The sequence below is a fragment of the Phytohabitans kaempferiae genome (assembly GCF_042433955.1).
GTDB lineage: Bacteria > Actinomycetota > Actinomycetes > Mycobacteriales > Micromonosporaceae > Phytohabitans > Phytohabitans kaempferiae.
The window spans coordinates 1-18,083 of record NZ_JBHLUH010000011.1 but is presented as its reverse complement, the minus strand read 5'-3'; the positions used below and the strand labels follow the sequence as shown (position 1 = coordinate 18,083).

Genomic DNA, 18,083 nt, shown 5'->3' with positions numbered 1-18,083 from the left:
CCTTTCACCCCCACCGAAATACTGATCCTCCAGAAAGGACAGTGCTGATGTTCCTACGAACCCGGCGTCGCGCGGCGGCCGTAGCGGCCGGCGCGCTCGCTCTCACGCTGGGGCTCACCGCCTGCGGTGAGGACAGCGATCCCGCCGAGGAGATTTCCGCCAACAAGGCCGGCTCCATGGAGAACTATGGCGTCGGCGTCCAGTTCAAGGCGACCGAACCGCTCACGTTCTCGATGCTCTACAACAACCACCCCAACTACCCGTACAAGGCGGACTGGCTGTTCTGGCAGGAGCTGAGCAACCGGACCAACATCAAGATCGACGCGGTCACCGTGCCGCTGAGCGACTACGAGCAGAAGCGCAGCGTGATGATCAGCGCCGGCGACGCTCCGCTGATCATCCCGAAGACCTACCCCAACCAGGAGGACGCATTCGTCTCCTCGGGCGCGATCCTGCCGGTGAGCGACTACGTCGACCTGATGCCCAACTACAAGGACAAGGTCGAGAAGTGGAGCCTCGGGCCGGAGATCGACACGCTGCGGCAGGCGGACGGTAAGTACTATCTACTGCCCGGCCTGCACCAGAACCCATGGCAGGACTACTCGCTGGCGATCCGCACCGACATCCTTGAACAGCTCAACCTCGAGGTGCCGAAGACCTGGGACGACCTCTACACGGTGCTCAAGGCGATGAAGGCGGCGCACCCCGACGTCTACCCCTTCTCCGACCGGTGGAACATCCCCACGCCCGGCGGCGCGCTCTTCAACGTGCTCGGCTCCGCGTACGGCGCGCCCGGCGGCTGGGACTACCAGCACGCCAGGTGGGACGCGAGCACCGGCAAGTACTTCTACGCGGGCGCCAGCCCCCAGTACAAGGCGTGGGTCGAGTACCTCAACAAGCTCGTCACCGAGAAGCTGATGGACCCGGAGAGCTTCACCCAGAACGACGACGAGGCCCGGCAGAAGCTCGCCAACGGCAAGTCCTTCGTGATCAGCTCGAACGCGCAGACATTGGTGAACGACTACCGGCCGGACCTGGCGAAGACCATCCCGAACGCCAAGCTCACGAAGATCCCGCTGCTCATCGGCGCGGCCGGTGAGATCAACCCGCAAAGCCGCCTGGAAAACGGCGTGATGATTTCGTCGAAGGCCAAGGACAACAAGAACTTCGTGGCCATGATGCAGTTCATCGACTGGCTCTTCTACTCCGATGCCGGCCAGGAGTTCGCGAAGTGGGGCGTCGAGGGCACCACGTTCACCAAGGACGCCTCCGGCAAGCACCAGCTCGCCGAGGACGTCAACGTCATCGGCCTGCGCCCGAACGCCCCCAAGCACCTCCAGAAGGACTTCGGCTTCTACAACGGCGTGTTCGCGTACGGCGGCAAGCCCGAGCTGGTGCAGGCGTTCTTCTCGCCGGAGGAGCAGGAGTACCAGAAGGTCGTCGGCCCGCGGAAGCAGGCGCCGTGGGTCCTGCCTCCGCCGGCTCCGTTCACCGACGAGGAGCGCGAGCAGGCCTCGCTCTGGGAGACGGGGCTCAAGGACTACGTCTTCCAGCAGACGCTGAGGTTCATCCTCGGCCAGCGGCCGCTTTCCGAGTGGGACGCGTACGTGACCGAGCTGAAGAGCAAGAACATGGACCAGTACATGGCGCTGGTCGACAAGGCACAGGAACGGTACAAGAAGGAACACGGCTAAACCGAATCGGAGGTCCGGCCGCGCTCACCGGCGAGCGCGGCCGGCCGCATCGCACGAAGGACGGGAATGCGGATCAAGGTGCCACGGCAGCCTTCGGGCCGGCTGACCGACGCCTGGCGCGTCTGCGTCGGCACCGGCCGGTTCGAGCTCGCCCTCCGGCGTGACTACCAGGACTCGCTCGCGCTGATCCAGCGCGAGATCGGCTTTCGGCACATCCGCGGCCACGGGCTGCTGAGCGACGGCGTCGGGATCTACCGGCCGTACCAGCACGGCGGCGAGCGGCGCGTCCACCACTCGTTCACGTACGTCGACCAGGTGATCGACGCCTACCTCGACCTCGGCGTCAAGCCCTTCGTGGAGCTTGGCTTCATGCCCGCCGAGCTGGCCTCCGGCGACCAGACGATCTTCTGGTGGGGCGGCAACGTCACGCCCCCGCGCTCCTGGCCCGAGTGGGCCGACCTGGTCCGCGCCACGCTCGCCCACCTCGTCGACCGGTACGGGCTCGACGAGGTCCGCGGCTGGCCGATCGAGGTGTGGAACGAGCCCAACCTCAAGGAGTTCTGGGCCGGCGCCGACCAGGATGCCTACCACCGTCTGTACGAGCTGACCGCGCACACCGTCAAGGAGGTCGACGCCGGCCTCCAGGTGGGCGGCCCGGCCCTCGCCCCGTCGGCCGGCGACTGGCTGATCCGCTTCGCCGACTTCGTCACCGCCCGCTCGGTGCCCGTCGACTTCGTCAGCCAGCACGCGTACACCTCAGGGCCGGCCCAGCACGTGCCCTTCGGTACGCACCAACGGCTGGCGCCAGCGAGCCGCCTGCTGGAGCAGTTCGCCGGGCCGGGCCGGCAGTTGCACGACACACCGCTCGCCGGGCTGCCGGTACACATCACCGAGTTCAACTCCTCGTACCGGCCGGACAACCCGGTGCACGACACCGCCTTCCACGCCGCGTACCTCGCCCCGGTGCTGGCCACCGGCGGCGACCTGGTCGACTCCTTCTCGTACTGGACGTTCAGCGACATGTTCGAGGAGGTGGGCGTGCCGGCCGCGCTGTTACACGGCGGCTTCGGGCTGCTCACCCACTGCCAGATCAAGAAGCCGACCTACCACCTGTACGCGTTCATGGCCCGGATGGGCTCGCTGGTCCTCTCCCGCGGCCTCGACCACCTGGTGACGCGCGACGAGAGCGGCCGGGTCACGGTGCTGGCGTGGGCGCCGGTGGACGTGAGCGGGCTCGACCTGTCGCCGGTCGGGCACACCATCCGCCTGTCGATCCCGCTGGGCGCTCCACAAGGGACAGCGTTCGCGCTCCGCTCGTCGGTGAGCGAGGAGGCCGGCAACGCCTGGGCGGCCTGGTCGGAGATGGGCCGGCCACGCTCCCCCGACCGGCGGCAGCTCGACGTGCTGCGCGAGGTGGCCGAGCCGGTGCGCCGCCACCAGAGCCTGCCGATCGCGGCCGGGCGGATCGACCTCGATCTCGTCCTCGACCGCCACGAGGTGACCCTGGTGGAGATCGACCCGGTCGCCGACGAGACCCCGCCGTGGTGGGACGACAACCGGCTACTGGGCCTCGGCGAGGATCAGGAGGCAGCGGGATGAGCACCACCAGCGCGCGGCGGCGCCACTTCGGCAACGGGCCGCTCTCCCAGGCCGCGGCACTTGTCTACACGCTCCTGGTCGTCGAGCTGCTCTTCCTGCTCGCCACGCTGCCCGGGCTCGTACCGCTGGTGCTGCTCGCCGCCGACAGCAGCAACCTCCCGCTGGTCGCCGCCTGCGCGCTGCCGCTGGGCCCGGCGCTCTCCGCCGCGCTGTACGCCCTGCGCCACCGCAGCGGCGACCTCACCGACCTGCGTCCGGCCGCGGCGTTCTGGCGTGGCTACCGGCTCAACGCGCTGGCCAGCCTGAAGGTCTGGGCCCCGTGCCTCGCCTGGCTCACGGTCATCGGGCTCAACCTCGCCAACTTCGGCGCGGCGGACGTGCCCGGCTGGTGGGCCGGGCTACTCGTCGCGGTCGGGATCGCGGTGACGCTCTGGCTCGGCAACGCCCTGGTGATCACCTCGCTCTTCGACTTCCGGACCGTCGACGTCGCCCGCCTCGCGCTGCTCTTCCTCGGCCGGGCGCCCGGAGTCACGCTCGGCAACGCCCTCCTGCTGGTGCTGACCGCCCTGCTCACGGCGGCCACGTCGGAGGCCGTGGTCGCCCTCCTCGGCTCCCTCCTGGTGCTCGTGCTCCTGCTGACCTCACGCCCGATGATCACGACGATCCAGGAGGAATTCACCACATGACCGGCCTTCCGCGTACGTCAAAGGTGCCGTACGGCGGGGACTACAACCCCGAGCAGTGGCCGGAAGAGGTCTGGAAGCAGGACCACCTGCTCTTCGACAGCGCCCGCATCGACACCGTGACGCTCGGCGTCTTCACCTGGGCACAGACCCAGCCCGCCCCGGACGTGTACGACTTCACCACGCTCGACCGCATCGTCGAGCGGTCCGCCGCCGAGGGGCGCCAGATCTGCCTCGCCACCGGCACCGGCGCGCTGCCGCCGTGGCTGGCGAAGGCGCATCCGGAGGTCAACCGCACCGACTTCGAGGGGCGGCGCCACCGGTACGGGCAGCGGCACAACGCCTGCCCCAGCTCCCCGGTCTTCCGCCGGCTCTCCGCCGAGATGGCCCGCCGCATCGCGGAGCGGTACGCCGCGAACCCCGCCGTCATCGCCTGGCACGTCGGCAACGAGTACGGCGGCGCCTGCTACTGCGACCTCTGCGCGGCCGCCTTCCGCGGCTGGCTCCGCGACCGGTACTCCACATTGGAGCGGCTGAACGCGGCCTGGAACACGACGTTCTGGTCGCACACGTTCACCGACTGGGACGAGATCGAGCCGCCGTCCGCGCTGACAGAGCACTGGCGCGGGCCCGACCACACCGCCTTCCAGGGCATCACGCTCGACTACCTGCGCTTCATGTCCGACGCGATGCTCGCCAACTTCCGCGACGAGAAGCGGGCGATCCGCGAGTACGACCCGCACACGCCGGTGACCACCAACTTCATGGGCATGTACCGGCCGATCGACTACCATCGCTGGGCGCCGCACCTCGACTTCGCCTCGTGGGACAACTACCCGCCGGACGACACGTCGCAGGCGCGGATGGCGCTCACCCACGACCTGATGCGCGGGCTCAAGGACGGGCAGCCGTTCTGGCTGATGGAGCAGACGCCGAGCTACACCGCGTCCCGCGACGTCAACCCGCTCAAGCGCCCCGGGCTGATGCGGCTGTGGAGCTGGCAGGCGGTGGCGCACGGGGCCGACGCCGTGCTCTTCTTCCAGATGCGCGCGTCGCGGGGCGCCTGCGAGAAGTACCACGGCGCGGTCATCGGGCACGGCAGCCGCTCGGACACTCGGGTCTTCCACGAGGTCGCCGAGCTTGGCGCCGAGTTCGACCGGCTGGGCGGAGTCACGCTCGGCGCGCGCACGCCGGCCCGGGTCGCGCTGCTCTTCGACTGGGACAGCTGGTGGGCGCTGGAGATCTCCGACGGGCCGAGCCGGCTGGTCCGGTACCAGCAGGTGGTCCTGACCTATCACCGGGCGCTGTGGGACGCGGGCGCCGACGTCGACGTGGTGCCGGTGACCGCCGACCTGTCCCGCTACGACGTGGTGATCGCGCCGGCGCTGCACATGGTCAAGGGCGACCTCGCCGAGCGCCTGGAGGAGGTCGCCAGCCGGGGCGGCTCGGTGGTGACCACGTTCCTCTCCGGGCGGGTCGACGAGGACGACAACGCCTTCCTGACCGACGTGCCGGGGCCGCTCGGCCCGCTGATGGGCGTACGGGTCGACGAGTGGGACGCGCGCGGCCCGGATGTGGTCAACCCCGTACACCTCGACAACGGCCCGATCGTCGAGTCGCGGCTCATCTTCGAGCTGGTGATCCCGCAGGGCGCCGAGGTCGTCGGCACCTACCGGGAAGACTTCTACGCCGGTACGCCAGCGGTCACGCGCAACGTGTTCGGGGCCGGCTACGGCTGGTACGTCGCGGCCGGGCTGGACCAGACCGGCGTCTCCTGGGTCATCCGGCACGTACTCGACTGGCACAACCTCAGCGGCCCGTACCCGGACGTGCCCGACCTGGAGACGGCGGTGCGCGTCACGCGGGACGGCACACACCTGCTCTTCCTGCTCAACCACAATCCCGAGCCGGTCGAGGTGGTGGCCCGGGCTGGCGGCGAAGACCTGCTCACCGGCGCGCGCGTCCACATCGGACAGGTGATGACGCTGGACGCGCGCGGGGTGATGGTGCTGCGTCAGTGAGCGAGCCCGCGAGCGGTCAGTGGATGGGCCGACCCTTGGCGTCCGGCACTCCCGACTTGCGGAAGAAGTAGGTGTTGATCTGGTCGCGCCACTCCGCCGCCGAGCGCACCTGCTCGTCGAGGCGCTCCCGGACCCGTGCGAAGAGGTCGGGCGCCACCTGCCCGTCCAGCCGCTCCCACAGCCGCCGCGTCTCCACCGCCCTCTCGGCGCCGGCGAAGTGCGTGTCGTAGATGTGCTGGATGACCGTCGAGCCGCTGTGCAGCACGTGGCCGTACGGCACGTGGTGGAAGAAGAGCAGCAGCTCGTCGGGGCAGCGCTCGACCGACTCGTACACCTCCGACCACGGCGCCGGGTACTGCCCGGTGAAGCCGGTGCCGGTGGCGCGGGTCCGGTCGACGCCCACACCGTCCCGGTCGGCGAAGTGGTAGGTGCCCCAGGCCGTGTACTCGTACCCGTCGACGTCCGGGCCGTAGTGGTGACCCGGCCGCACCATGAACCCCACGCCCAGCGGCGCGGTGTACGACTCGTACGTGCGCCACGACTCGTCCAGCATCGCGTGCAGCGCCGCCCGATCGACCTCCGGGCCGAGCGTGAGGTCGATCCATTCATCCAAGATGGACAGTGGGTCGAGCGCCGGGTCCCAGGCGAGGCGGCCGAAGGCGTAGAGGTTGGCCTGCGCCAGCGGATGCCCGGTCCAGAAAGGGTCGTCGCCCACGCTGGAGACCGCGACCAGCTCCCGCGCGAGCGCCGCCACGTCCGCCCCCTCGGCCAGCGGGAACCGGAGGATCTCGCTCCACATCGGACCGAGGTAGACCGCGTGCCGCTGCTGCCCGGTGTACTCCTGGGTCACCTGCAACTCGACCGCCACCTTCGTACGCGGCATCGCGGCCACGACCGGAGAGACCGGCTCCCGCGTCTGGAAGTCCATCGGGCCGTGCTTGACCTGGAGGATCGCGTTGTCCCGAAACTGGCCGTCGAGCGGGGCGAAGTGGTCGTACGCCGCGCGTGCCCGGTCGGTGCTCCGGTCGCGCCAGTCCTGCCGGTGGTCGTAGACGAACGCGCGCCAGTGCACCACTCCCCCGAAGGGCGCCAACGCGTCGGCGAGCGCGTTCGCCCCGTCGGCGTGGCTGCGCCCGTACCCGAACGGGCCCGGCTGCCCCTCCGAGTCGGCCTTGACGACGTAGCCGCCGAAGTCCGGGATCGCCTCGTACACGCGCTGGCTGGTCCGCGCCCACCAGGCGCGCACGCCCTCGTCGAGCGGGTCGGCGGTGGGCAGCCCGCCGAGGGTCACGGGTGCGGCGAAGCTGACCGAGAGGTGCACGCGGATGCCGTACGGCCGGACCGCCTCGGCTATCGCGGCGACCTCGCCGAGCCGGTCGGTGAGCAGGCGCGCCTCGGTCGCGTGCACGTTGACGTTGTTGACGGCGATCGCGTTGACGCCGGTGGCGGCGAGCAGCCGTGCGTACGCCCGCACGCGGTCGAGGTCGCGCAGTGCCCCGTCGCGCCAGAAGATCGAGCCGCCGGAGTAGCCTCGCTCCACCTGGCCGGTCACCGGATGCGTGTCGACGTTGTCCCAGTGGTCGAGCATCCGCCGTGGCATCGCCGGCACGTGCCGCGCCAGCGGCCACTCGCCGGTGAACGCCGCCTCGCCGCGCCGCACCACGTGGAAGAAGCCGTAGAGCAGGCCGGCGGGCCGGTCGGCCAGCACGACCGTGACGCCGTCTCGCCGGCCGATCGCGTACCCCTCGTCGCCGAGCGCCCCGACCTCGCCAACATGCCAGGACGCGGCGGCGTCTTCGCTGGTCAGTGTGAGGACGAGGGCGGGCTCGCCGGTCTCGGGCGCACCGGCCGCCGCCACCTCCCGCCGTACGGTGTCGACCAGCGTGCCGGTGCCGTGCACGAGCGTCCGGCGCGACCCGAGCGGCTGCGTCGCCCGCGACGGCAGCCAGGCCGGATGCACGCCCGGCGGGCCCTCTGTACTCACGGAAACCTCCCCGGTGGCAGGGTTTCCGTAAATTTACCGGAATCTCAGTCCATCCCGGCATACCCCTCTGGTGACTCCGGCTCGGGGGCGCCTTCCGGCCCGCCCTCCTGCTCGTCGGCGAAGGTGGCGGAGGAGTGCTCGTCGGCGAAGTCGCCGTCGTCGTCCGGCTCCTCGGGCTCTCCGATCGGCGGGATCTCTTCGTCGCTCATCGCGCCTCCATACCCATACCCCCTGGTCTTTGAACTGTTGCCGCTGGCCAGCCGTTCTAGTTGTCGTGCGGACCTTGACATCCCGCGCCGCGCCGGCCACGTCGCCGGCCCCGGCACGGGAGCCCTCCAGGCCGCAGTGGCGCGCGCGCGTACGAAGGGTCGCCGCCCGCGTGGTAACCGCCCTGGCCTGGCTCCTGGTGCTCGCCGCGCTCCTGCTGCCAAACGAACTCGCCCGGGTCACGCCGTGGACGTTCCTGCGGATCCCGGTCGAGGCCATCCTCGGCGTCGCGGTGCTGCTCGCGCTGCCAGCGCGCCCGCGCCGGCTGGTCGCGATCCTCGGCGGCGCCGGACTCGGCCTGGCGACGATCCTCAAGGTCGTCGACATCGGCTTCTTCACCGTGCTGGACCGTCCGTTCGATCCGGTCTTCGACGGGAGCCTCTTCGACCCGGCGGTGGTGTTCCTCACCCAGTCGGTCGGGCGGGCCGGCGCGATCGGCGCGGTGATCGGGGCCGTGCTCCTGGTCGTCGCCGTGGTCGTGCTCATGACCTTCGCGGTCCTGCGCCTGACCCGCCAGGTGGTCGCGCACGAGCGCACCGCCACGCGTGCCACGGCCGCGCTGGTGCTGGCCTGGTTCAGCTGCGCCGCGCTGGGCGCGCACGTCGTACCCAGCGCGCCGATCGCCGCCAGCGACACCGCGATGCTCGTGAAGGGGCACGCCGTGCAGACGCGGGCCAGCCTGCGCGACCAGCGGGCGTTCGAGGCGCTGGCGGCGGTCGACGCGTTTCGGGACACGCCCGGCGACCAGTTGCTGACCGCGCTGCGAGGCAAGGACGTGCTGCTCACGTTCATCGAGAGCTACGGGCGCGACGCGATCGAGGACCCGTTGTACGCGGCCAAGGTCGGCGCGGTGCTCGACGACGGCAACCGCCGCCTCGCGGCCGCCGGCTACGACTCACGCAGCGCCTTCCTCACCTCGCCGACGGCGGGCGGCGGCAGTTGGCTCGCGCACGCCACGCTCAACTCCGGGCTGTGGGTCAACAACCAGCAGCGGTACCGCACGCTGGTCTCCAGCGACCGCCTCACGCTCACCAGCGCGTTCCGCCGGGCGGACTGGCGCACGATCGGCGTGAAGCCGGGCGTGACCCAGGCGTGGCCCGAGGGGCGGTTCTACGGGTACGACCGCGTCTACGACGCCTACAACGTCGGCTACCAGGGGCCGCCGTTCCCGCTCGCCACGATGCCCGACCAGTACACGCTCACGGCGTTCGAACGGCTGGAGCACAGCACGCCGGGGCGGGCGCCGGTGATGGCGGATATCGCGCTGACCTCCAGCCACGCGCCCTGGGCGCCGCTGCCACACCTGATCGACTGGAACGACGTCGGCGACGGCTCGGTCTTCGGCCCCATGGCGACAGCCGGCGAGTCACCGGAGGAGGTGTGGCGCGACCGGGACAAGGCCCGCGACGCCTACCGCCGGACGATCGAGTACTCGCTCAGCACGGTCGTCTCGTATGTTGAACGCTACGGCGACGATGACATGGTGCTGATTCTCCTTGGCGACCACCAGCCCGCGCCGTTCATCACCGGCGACGGCGCCACTCACGACGTGCCGATCACGATCGTCAGCCGCGACCGCGCGGTGCTCGACCGCGTCGCCGCATGGCAGTGGCGCGAAGGCATCAAGCCCGACCCGGGCGCGCCGGTCTGGCGGATGGACATGTTCCGCGACCGCTTCCTGAGCACCTTCAGCTGACGTGTGGCGGTGGTTGGGGGCCGGCCACGACGTGGTGGCCGGCCTGCCCTACTCCTCCGCCTTCCGGTACGCCGACAGGAACTTATCGATCTCTATCTCCGCCGCCTTCTTGCCGACGCCGAGGCTGGCGAGGAGACCGCTGCCGTTTTCGTGCTCCAGGAGCGCGAGCAGCATGTGCTCGGTGCCGATGAAGTTGTGCCCCAGCCGCAAAGCCTCCCGGAAGGTCAGCTCCATGACCTTCTTGGACTCCGCGTCGTACGGGATCAGGCCCTCCACCGGCGCACCGCCGGACGGCAGCGTCGCGGTCGCCGCCTCCCGTGCCCTCTCCAGCGGCACGTCCAGCGCGACGAGCGCCTTGGCGGCCAGCCCTTCCGGCTCGGTGAGCAGGCCGAGCAGGATGTGCGCCGGCTCGATCTGGGGGTTGGCGGCGGCGCGGGCTGCCTCCTGCGCGGCCATCACCGTCTGGCGGGCGCGCGGCGTGAACCGGCGGAAGCCCTCCTCCGGGTCGAGCGTGAACGGCTCGCCCTTGCCCACGAAGCGCTTCTGCGCCGCCTGCTTGGTGACCCCCATGCTCTTGCCGATGTCGGTCCACGAGGCGCCCGAGCGCCGGGCCTGGTCGACGAAGTGCCCGATGAGGTGGTCGGCCACCTCTCCGAGGTGCTCGGCGGCGATCACCGCGTCACTCAGCTGCTCAAGGGGCTCACTGTGCACCTTCTTGATGCCGGCGATGAGGTCGTCGAGCTTGATGTGTGGTGTCGTCATACCGTCAACCCTAGGTTGACGCAGACGCCTCGTCAACCTTAAGTTGACGCACATGTGGTGGACAGGACCGGCCAAGTGGTGGACCGCCGTACTCGGCGACGCCACGGCGTCCAGAGGTCAGCCGAGCCTGTGCTCCAACCAGCCAAGCGACGCCCGACCGAGCGCGGTCGCCATGTCGACGAGCTTGCCATCCACTGTGGACCCGCAGTCAGCACGAGCCGCTGCTGACTGACGTGGTCCTCGCCGAGTCGAAGGCCAATGTGGAGGGTCAGCCCTGCACGGCCTGACCTGACACGCCAGGCGCGGCCCCGGGAGCCTGCTGGCCCCCGGGGCCGCGTCCCCGTGCTCAGGCTCCTTCGACCTGCGGCGCCAGCCAGCTGAACATCCGCTCCTCGGTCAGCCGCCGGGCCAGTGGCTGGCAGTGGAGGTTGGCCCCCTCGGCGGCGGTGAAGTCGGCCAGCTCGGCCCGCTCGCCGAGCATCTTCGCCAGCCGCTCCGACTGGCCCGGCCAGAACTGCTCCCCCTCTGGGTTGGTCACCATGACCGGCGTCGTGATCCGGCCGATCGTCTCCTCGTCCAGCACGTACCTGCGTACCTCCGTGAAAAGGTCGAACCAGTCCTCACGGGCGCCATACGGGCGGCTGCGGCTGGTCAGCGTCTGCCGCAGGCCGGGCAGGAGCGTCGCGACCTGCATGTCCCGGTTGAACGCCTCCCGCTCGCCCTGATCCAGCAAGCCGCGCAGGCTCAGGCCCAGCGCGTGCATCCAGCGGGTCGAGACGTCGACGACGCCCGGGTCGACGACAGCGGCTACGAAGCGGTGCTCGTACGCGAGCGCGCGCGGCAGCCAGTAGCCGCCCTGGCCCAGCCCGTACGCGGCAAGGCGTCCGCCGTCGATGTCCGGGCGGGCGACCAGCGCGTCGACGACCGGCGTGAGCACCGCCTCCCAGTCCGGCCGGGCCGGCACGCCCCGCTCGTACAGCATCGACTGCTGCCCCGGCCCGTCGTAGACGAACGCGTTCCACCCCCGGGCCAGGGCGCCGGCGGCACCGCTGCTCCACAGGCCGCTGAGCGCGCCGCCGCTCCCGTTGGTGAGCACGAGCGTGGGCCGGCGCGCACCGCCCGCGTCCGGGCGGAGCAGGTAGCCAGGGAGCGCGCCGTCGCCGTACGGCACCTCGATCCGCACGTGCGTGCCCTCCGAGGAGTCGATGAACGAGTCCCAACACGCCCGCTGCGTCCGGAACACGTCCATCAGTCCGCTCTCGTCGCCGTGTTCCATGTACACGTCGACCACGCAGGACCAGTAGGTGGCGGCGCGCAGGTATGCCGGTCGCGCCGCGCTCAGCTCGCCGCGCGCAGCGAGGCTGTCGGCCACGGCCCGGGCGCGGCGCGCGGTCCGCGTCCACTCGCGCCGCCAGTCGTCCCGCCCGCCGATGCGGTCGACGGTCGCGAGCACCTCGCCGATCTCGCTGCTGCCGTGCACCGCGCGCCCGAGGATGACGCGGGTCTCGTAGTCCAGATCCTTGTCACGGAAGAAGCCCCGCGAGAAGACCTGATGCGAGTACATCTCACAAACGCTAGACCAACAGAGGTAGGCGCGGCGACGGTTCCGCGGAAAAGGCCACCGCCGTCGCGGTCATCCTCCGCGCCATTTCTGGTACGAATTGACGGCTCCCACTACCATGCTGCGGTGGCCGAGTTCGAGTTCGATGTCGCCCTCTCCTTCGCCGGAGAAGATCGGAAATATGTCGAGCGAGTGGCGCAGGCGCTTATGTGCGACGGGGTCCGCGTGTTCTACGACGAATTCGAGCAGACCCGGCTCTGGGGCGAAGACCTGGTCGGCTATCTCGATGACGTCTACCGCAACAAGTCACGCTATGCGGTGGCATTCGTGTCAAAGCACTACGCGGCCAAGATGTGGACGTCGCACGAGCGCCGCAGCGCCCAGGCCCGCGCACTCCTGGAAAGGGCCGCGTACCTTCTGCCGGTGCGCCTCGACGACGCTCCGATGCCCGGCCTGCCGCCGACGATCGGCTATCTCGACGGCCGTACGCACGACTCCGCGCGCATCGCCGAATTCATCAAGGAGAAGCTCGGCGCCTACCGGACGGACGCGCCCGAGGCGACCATGGAGCGCGCCCTGCTCGGCGTCCCGCTCACCGCGAGCGACTTCCAGGCCGTGGTCAACGCCCGCCCGCGTGGCTGGGAATGGCTGCTCCTGGCCGGTGGCGTCTGGCAGGGCGTGACCCGGCTGGAGCAGAAGGCGCTCGACCACGAGCTGAAGTTCGCCGCCCTCACCGGCCTCCACCTGGAGGCCGACCAGATCGCCGGCTTCATCTCGATGTCGCGCGACCGCCTACAGGGGCTGATAGCCAAGCTCATGCAGCTGGTCAACGCCGAGTCCCTGGAGTGGGCGATCGGCCCGGCCGGCGAGCCCGGCAACCCGACCCGCATCTCCCACCTCTGCGCTCGGTTCGCCTCCACGTACGAGGAACTGCTCGACTGGGCCGCCGGCGTCCGCGGCACGTCGCGTCCCAGCGAGTTCAACCGGCTCTTCGAACTCATGGCCAAGTGGGCCGACGAGCCCGTCAGCAAAGTCCGCGCCTTCGCCGACGAACTCGTCGCCGAGGCGGGACGGATCCCGGCCCACTTCGCCGAAGACACTCCCGACCGCCCGCGCCTGGAGATCGTCGTCGCGCTGAACATGGGCGTCGACGCCGAGCTGCTGAAGGAGTTCACCGCCGAGCGCAACCGGCTGGGGCTCTGACGCGAAGCTATCCGCTTCGGGCGCGTATGAGAGCGTCAGGGGTCGGCACGGCTCCGCCAGAGCTATCGATTCGATCGGGGCGATCCAAATCTATGCGATCCGGTGGTCGGCGCGCTTGCTCGCTGCCCGCTTGTCGACGCCGGGCAGCATGTGATTTGGGTCGGCGCGGCGAGGGCCGCGCCGAGCGCGCCCGGTACGCCGTACCCGATGGAGGCGAGCCTCCGGTCGGCGATGTAGCCGCGGCCGGGCCGTTTGGTGTCGTAGAGCAGGCCGGTCCAGTGTGCCGCGAACCCGCCGTCGGCAATGAGGATGGCGTCCTCCGGCAGCGTCTCGTTACGGAGATCCGCCGCAAACTGTCGCTGCGCGCGTCCAGCTTCCCGGGTCGGCGGATGCTGCCCGAGGCCCGCGGCCTCTCCGCCCCACTCTCCTGCCTCAACGAGGCCCGCTTCGGCATCGTCTTCGGCGCGGTCGGCGCCGCGCGCGACTGCCTCGACACCGCGGTCGCGTACGCCTGCCAACGGGAGATCTTCGACCGTCCACTGTCGAGCTTCCAGGCGACCCAGTTGAAGCTGGCCGACATGGCCGTGGAGTTGCGCAAGGCCTGTCAACGGCGCGGCGTGTTGGCGACGGCTCGTCCGAGGTAAGCCAGTGCCACACCGGCCGTGAGTACCGCGAGTGCCGCGAAGCCGTAGGTGAGTGTGGTGAGCGAGGCGACCGCGGCGACGAGGAGCGGGCCGCTGACGTCGCCGAGTTCGCGGCCGAGTTCGGCGGAGCCCATGGTTTGGCCGAGGCGTTCGGTGGGCGTGCTCGCCGCCAGGGCGGCGAAGCCCAGTGGGGTGATCAGCCCGGTGCCGACGCCGATCAGCGCGGCGCCGCCGAGCACGCCGGCCAGTCCCGGCAGCATCGCCGCCGCGAGTCCGCCGGCGGTGAGGACCAAGCCGGCGGCCAGACCGGTGCGAGTGGTGAGGCGTCCGCCGTCGAGGGCGCGGCCGGCTCGTGGTTGGACGATGGCGGCGCTGGCCGCGAGCAAAGATACGGCGGCGCCGGTGGCGATCGTGCCAAGCCCGGCTTCGCGACCGGTGACGGGAAGGAAACCGACACCGGCCGACAGTGCCGCCGTCGCGGCGGCCAGCGCGCCGGTAGGGGCGAGGAACGCGGGGTCGGCCAGCCTCCGCACGAGGTCGAGCACCGTCTGCCGGGCCTTGGGCAGCGGCGCGACGACCGGGACAGCCAGCACCGCCCACGCCGCGACCGCCGCACCGAGCACCGCGAGTGCCACGAAGAGCAGCCGTAGTCCGCCGGCCCACACCAGCAGGCCGCCCAGCAGCGGGCCGAGCGTGTAGCCGATGGACTTGTAGAAGCCGTAGGAACCGAACGCCCGACCGTGTCTCGCGGCCGGATTCAGCCGGGCGACCAGCGCGGACGCCGACGGGGAGAACGCGGACGCGGCAGCTCCCTGGCCGAGGCGGGCGGCCCACAGCCAGGCGGGGCTGTCCGCGACGACGTACACAAGGGAGGCTGCGGCGAACGCGACGAGACCGCCGAGCAGCACCGGACGCGCGCCGACGCGGTCGGCGAGACTGCCGAACAGCGGTTTGAGCAGAACTTCCGCCCCGTCGTAGAGGGCGAGCAGCCCGCCGAGTACCAGCAGTGAGGTGACCGCGTCCTCGGAGAAGCCGCCGAGGTTGGCGGCGATGCCGTGCGCGCCGAAGGCGGTGGTGAACCCGGCCGCGTACAGCGGCCACATCTGCCGGGCCGGCGCCGTGGACACTGCCGTCGGCGAGGTCATCGCCCCTTCTCGGAACCGTCATGCAGGACAGCGAAAACCCGCTCGGCGTAGTCTTCGCAGACGGCGGCGCACTCCTTGAGCCGCTGAGCGGCCTCGGCTGCCTCGGGCGCGCCGAACACGTCGCGGGCGGTCAGATCGCGGTGCCAGCGCCGCAACCGCTCCAGCGACTGCTCCTCTTCCTCCAACTCGGCCAGCGTGAACTTGGCGGTGCGGATCTCCTTGGCGATCTCCTGCTCGAACTTGCCGCAGTCGGCCAGGAACTCCGCCCAGTCCGCCGAGCGCGCAGCCGTGAACAGTGCCTGGAAACGAGCGGCGTCCTGCGGGCCGCGCCCCGCCGCGGTCAGCGATATGGACTGGCCGCCGGCCTGTTCGGTCAGGTCGATGGCACGGGCGATGCCGTCACCGAACACAGGCACGTCCGGCACAGCCCACACACCTTGGCCCAGCGAGATCGCTCCGATCCTGCGCAGCTCGCGCCAGACCGCAACCCGATGCCGGGAAGGTGCCGCCGGCAGCTTCAACACCAGCAGCAGCCAACGCCCAGCTTCCTCCACACCTGACACAGGCTGAAATGTAGCAGGCGTTACAGGTCGAGATGTAGTGGGCGGTCCGCGCGGGCTTGTTCTGCCTTGGCGGGTAGGCGCGAGGCGGCCGCCCGGTCAGGACAGCGAGGAGAGCGACGCCGATCAAGCCGCGACGCGGTTGTGCGGGCGGAACGCGATATCGAGATCGGCGTTCAACGCCGCAGCCAGGCGGGCCAGCAGCGGCACAGTCGGCGTAGCTCCGCCGGACTCCAAGCGAGAAAGCTGGGGCTGCGTCATGCCCGCACGCTCCGCCAGCTCTGTCTGCGTGAGACCGAGCTCGACGCGCCGGTCGTGCACCATCTGACCAAGCATCAGCGACGCTCGCGCCTCCTCGTACGCGGCGGCATGCTCGTCGGCTCCGCTGCGCTCCCACCGCACATGTCGTGTCGTCATGTCCCGTTTCCCTCCCGATGTCACAGCCACTTTCGCTCGTAGATCTCCTCGGCCGGCGCGTGCGCCTCGTGCCCCGCCTCACACCCCTGTTGCGCAGCCACCGCTCGATCGACTTCTGCCCGCTCGACCTGTCTCGTCTTCCGAAACACCGTCAGTAGCACCACCCGCCTGGCTGGCGCGAGCCAGTAGCTGATCCGTACCGCTCTGCGCTCGAGATTGAACCGCAGCTCACGAGTCTTGCCCGACAGATGCCGTGAATACGGCTCGCCAAGGGTGCCGGCTCGATCGGCGAGGATGTCGGCCATCGCTTCGACCTTCGCGTAGTCCCTCAGCGAGAGCGTCTCCAGCCACTCCCGAACCTCTGGCTCCAACTCGATCACATAGCGATCCAGCACCTACCGACGATATACCATCATCGGTATATGATCCAGGCCGACGGACCCAGCCTCAGCCTCACGGTGACCACTGCCGATACGCAAGGAGGTCGAGAAGGACCGACTCAGAAAAGGCGCAACGCATCCCCGCGAGGACACAACTGGGCCACCATCCTGACCCCTGGCCCGCGGTGCTAGCGTTTCAATCCATCTTGACCGATGGAAAATATGCCCTGACCTGCGGTTTGTTTGGTGGAGCCGAGGGACTCGAACCCCTGTTCTTCCCCCGATAGCGTGGAGGCCAGAGCTTAAGGGATAGAGGTTCATGGCTGAGACGAGACGACGGTTCGACCGCGAGTTCCGTGAGGGCGCGGTCCGGATCGTGCGGGAGACCGGCAAACCGATCGCCCAGGTCGCCCGCGACCTTGGGGTCAATGAGGGCACGCTCGGTAACTGGGTGAACCAGGACCGGCGGGCCCGGGGCGAGGCCGCCGCGTCCGGTGGGCTGGGTGAGGACGAGCGGGCCGAGTTGGCCCGGCTGCGTAAGGAGAATGCCGAGCTGGCGATGGAGCGGGATGTCCTCAAGCGCTCCGTGGTCCTGTGGGTGAAGGAGGCGATGAAGTAGCCGTGGCCGGCTTCATCAGCTCCCAGAGGACCGAACACGGCGTGTCACACGCGGTGACCTGCCGCGCACTGCAGGTGTCGCAGTCCTGGTACTACAAGTGGCGCGACCGCCAGCCCACCCCAGTGCAGCGGCGCAGGGCTGAGCTTGACGAGGCGATCCGGGATGTCTTCGACGCCTCCGGCGGCACCTATGGCTCGCCGCGGGTCACCCTCGACCTGCGGGCAGCCGGGTGGCGGGTCGGTGAGAACACCGTCGCGCGGCGGATGGCCGCGCTCGGCCTGGCCGGGCGTGCGCCCAAGCGGCGCCGCAACCTCACCCGGCAGGGCAAACGGCCGGCCGCCCCAGACCGGGTCGGTCGCAAGTTTGGTGCGCCAGCGCCGGACGTGCTGTGGTGCGGCGACCTGAAATGCCGACGTCGGCATTTCAGGTCGGCGACCCACATCTGGTTCGGGCCCGTCGCGGTGAAGTCGCGGTTGACCAGGTCAGCGGGGCGGCTGGTCTCGGCAGCGGGCCGGGTCGTGCGCGGCGTCTTGTCGCGTAGCAGCCCGCGCAGTCCGGACTCACGCATCAGCCGCTCGACGGTGCACCGGGCCACGTCGACGCCCCTGTCGGTGCAGTTCGTGCCAGATCTTGCGGGCCCCGTAGATGCCGTAGTTCTCCTTGTGGGCCTGTTCGATCATCGCGGTCAGCTCCTCGTCACCCCGCGATCGGGCCGAGGCGGGGCGGGCCGTGGCGGCGTAGTAGGTCGATGGTGCGATCTCGGCTGGCGTGTCTTCAAGCGCCCGCAGAACCCGGCTGGACACCGTGTTCGGCCTTCTGGGAGTCGACGAACTCCACTCTCATCGCGA

General features: G+C 70.2%; 16 protein-coding genes and 1 pseudogene. 9 read left to right on the top strand and 8 right to left on the bottom strand.

Annotated elements, in window-relative coordinates; genetic code table 11:
* Positions 1-47 precede the first annotated feature (47 nt).
* The 4 genes from ACFFIA_RS09425 to ACFFIA_RS09410 all read left to right on the top strand — a co-directional run bounded on the left by ACFFIA_RS09425 (position 48) and on the right by ACFFIA_RS09410 (position 5,997).
* A complete protein-coding gene (locus tag ACFFIA_RS09425; protein WP_377248648.1) occupies positions 48-1,694 on the top strand; it encodes an ABC transporter substrate-binding protein in 1,647 nt (548 codons plus the stop codon).
* 66 nt (positions 1,695-1,760) lie between these two features.
* Positions 1,761-3,293, top strand: a complete 1,533-nt coding sequence (locus tag ACFFIA_RS09420) for a GH39 family glycosyl hydrolase (RefSeq protein ID WP_377248646.1) — start codon at positions 1,761-1,763, stop codon at positions 3,291-3,293.
* Entirely contained in the window at positions 3,290-3,979 is a 690-nt protein-coding gene (locus tag ACFFIA_RS09415) for a hypothetical protein (RefSeq protein ID WP_377248643.1), read from the top strand. The genes ACFFIA_RS09420 and ACFFIA_RS09415 overlap by 4 nt, the downstream gene beginning before the upstream one ends.
* Positions 3,976-5,997, top strand: coding sequence for a beta-galactosidase (locus tag ACFFIA_RS09410; RefSeq protein WP_377248641.1), 2,022 nt, complete (start codon positions 3,976-3,978; stop codon positions 5,995-5,997). Before ACFFIA_RS09415 ends, ACFFIA_RS09410 begins: the two co-directional genes overlap by 4 nt.
* A 16-nt stretch (positions 5,998-6,013) precedes the next feature.
* Here the strand turns inward: ACFFIA_RS09410 and ACFFIA_RS09405 are convergent, their stop codons facing one another.
* Both ACFFIA_RS09405 and ACFFIA_RS09400 read right to left on the bottom strand, forming a co-directional pair.
* Positions 6,014-7,981 (bottom strand): alpha-glucuronidase, encoded by a 1,968-nt coding sequence (locus ACFFIA_RS09405; protein WP_377248639.1) that lies wholly within the window; start codon positions 7,979-7,981, stop codon positions 6,014-6,016.
* A 44-nt stretch (positions 7,982-8,025) separates the two neighbouring features.
* Positions 8,026-8,190, bottom strand: a complete 165-nt coding sequence (locus tag ACFFIA_RS09400; RefSeq protein ID WP_377248637.1) for a hypothetical protein — start codon at positions 8,188-8,190, stop codon at positions 8,026-8,028.
* Positions 8,191-8,360: 170 nt separating this feature from the next.
* Between ACFFIA_RS09400 and ACFFIA_RS09395 the strand changes: the two genes are divergently transcribed.
* Positions 8,361-9,944: an LTA synthase family protein gene (locus tag ACFFIA_RS09395; protein ID WP_377248634.1), complete on the top strand. Its 1,584-nt coding sequence runs from the start codon at positions 8,361-8,363 to the stop codon at positions 9,942-9,944.
* Positions 9,945-9,992: 48 nt separating this feature from the next.
* Here ACFFIA_RS09395 and ACFFIA_RS09390 read toward each other — a convergent pair whose 3' ends face one another.
* Both ACFFIA_RS09390 and ACFFIA_RS09385 read right to left on the bottom strand, forming a co-directional pair.
* Entirely contained in the window at positions 9,993-10,706 is a 714-nt protein-coding gene (locus ACFFIA_RS09390; protein WP_377248632.1) for a Clp protease N-terminal domain-containing protein, read from the bottom strand.
* Between the two features lie 346 nt (positions 10,707-11,052).
* Positions 11,053-12,270 (bottom strand): alpha/beta hydrolase family protein, encoded by a 1,218-nt coding sequence (locus tag ACFFIA_RS09385; RefSeq protein WP_377248629.1) that lies wholly within the window; start codon positions 12,268-12,270, stop codon positions 11,053-11,055.
* 123 nt (positions 12,271-12,393) lie between these two features.
* Here ACFFIA_RS09385 and ACFFIA_RS09380 point away from each other — a divergent pair, with 123 nt between their 5' ends.
* Complete coding sequence (locus ACFFIA_RS09380) at positions 12,394-13,470, top strand: toll/interleukin-1 receptor domain-containing protein (protein WP_377248627.1); 1,077 nt, start codon at positions 12,394-12,396, stop codon at positions 13,468-13,470.
* 332 nt (positions 13,471-13,802) lie between these two features.
* Positions 13,803-14,069, top strand: a pseudogene (locus tag ACFFIA_RS09375) (acyl-CoA dehydrogenase family protein); the annotation flags it as partial.
* 5 nt (positions 14,070-14,074) lie between these two features.
* On the opposite strand, the gene ACFFIA_RS09370 reads toward ACFFIA_RS09375, so the two are convergent.
* From ACFFIA_RS09370 to ACFFIA_RS09355, 4 genes are all read right to left on the bottom strand, one after another.
* The gene (locus tag ACFFIA_RS09370) at positions 14,075-15,259 is read right to left on the bottom strand and encodes an MFS transporter (RefSeq protein WP_377248624.1); all 1,185 of its coding nucleotides are present in this window, start codon (positions 15,257-15,259) and stop codon (positions 14,075-14,077) included.
* Positions 15,256-15,822, bottom strand: coding sequence for a Chromate resistance protein ChrB (locus tag ACFFIA_RS09365; RefSeq protein ID WP_377248621.1), 567 nt, complete (start codon positions 15,820-15,822; stop codon positions 15,256-15,258). The genes ACFFIA_RS09370 and ACFFIA_RS09365 overlap by 4 nt, the downstream gene beginning before the upstream one ends.
* 123 nt (positions 15,823-15,945) lie before the next feature.
* Positions 15,946-16,236, bottom strand: coding sequence for a helix-turn-helix domain-containing protein (locus tag ACFFIA_RS09360; protein ID WP_377248619.1), 291 nt, complete (start codon positions 16,234-16,236; stop codon positions 15,946-15,948).
* Positions 16,237-16,256: 20 nt separating this feature from the next.
* Positions 16,257-16,631, bottom strand: coding sequence for a type II toxin-antitoxin system RelE/ParE family toxin (locus ACFFIA_RS09355; protein ID WP_377248617.1), 375 nt, complete (start codon positions 16,629-16,631; stop codon positions 16,257-16,259).
* A gap of 304 nt (positions 16,632-16,935) precedes the next feature.
* On the opposite strand from ACFFIA_RS09355, the gene ACFFIA_RS09350 reads away from it, so the two are divergent.
* The gene (locus ACFFIA_RS09350; protein WP_377248615.1) at positions 16,936-17,235 is read left to right on the top strand and encodes a transposase; all 300 of its coding nucleotides are present in this window, start codon (positions 16,936-16,938) and stop codon (positions 17,233-17,235) included.
* A 2-nt stretch (positions 17,236-17,237) separates the two neighbouring features.
* Positions 17,238-18,083, top strand: an 846-nt coding sequence (locus ACFFIA_RS42500) for an IS3 family transposase (RefSeq protein ID WP_446686961.1), incomplete at its 3' end; no start/stop codon positions are given.

Bases quoted from the DNA above. Each gene is read 5' to 3' on its own strand.
- ACFFIA_RS09385 (WP_377248629.1), bottom strand. From the start codon at position 12,270: ATGTACTCGCATCAGGTCTTCTCGCGGGGCTTCTTCCGTGACAAGGAT.
- ACFFIA_RS09350 (WP_377248615.1), top strand. From the start codon at position 16,936: ATGGCTGAGACGAGACGACGGTTCGACCGCGAGTTCCGTGAGGGCGCG.
- ACFFIA_RS09390 (WP_377248632.1), bottom strand. From the start codon at position 10,706: ATGACGACACCACACATCAAGCTCGACGACCTCATCGCCGGCATCAAG.
- ACFFIA_RS09360 (WP_377248619.1), bottom strand. From the start codon at position 16,236: ATGACGACACGACATGTGCGGTGGGAGCGCAGCGGAGCCGACGAGCAT.
- ACFFIA_RS09410 (WP_377248641.1), top strand. From the start codon at position 3,976: ATGACCGGCCTTCCGCGTACGTCAAAGGTGCCGTACGGCGGGGACTAC.
- ACFFIA_RS09415 (WP_377248643.1), top strand. From the start codon at position 3,290: ATGAGCACCACCAGCGCGCGGCGGCGCCACTTCGGCAACGGGCCGCTC.
- ACFFIA_RS09400 (WP_377248637.1), bottom strand. From the start codon at position 8,190: ATGAGCGACGAAGAGATCCCGCCGATCGGAGAGCCCGAGGAGCCGGAC.
- ACFFIA_RS09370 (WP_377248624.1), bottom strand. From the start codon at position 15,259: ATGACCTCGCCGACGGCAGTGTCCACGGCGCCGGCCCGGCAGATGTGG.
- ACFFIA_RS09425 (WP_377248648.1), top strand. From the start codon at position 48: ATGTTCCTACGAACCCGGCGTCGCGCGGCGGCCGTAGCGGCCGGCGCG.
- ACFFIA_RS09420 (WP_377248646.1), top strand. From the start codon at position 1,761: ATGCGGATCAAGGTGCCACGGCAGCCTTCGGGCCGGCTGACCGACGCC.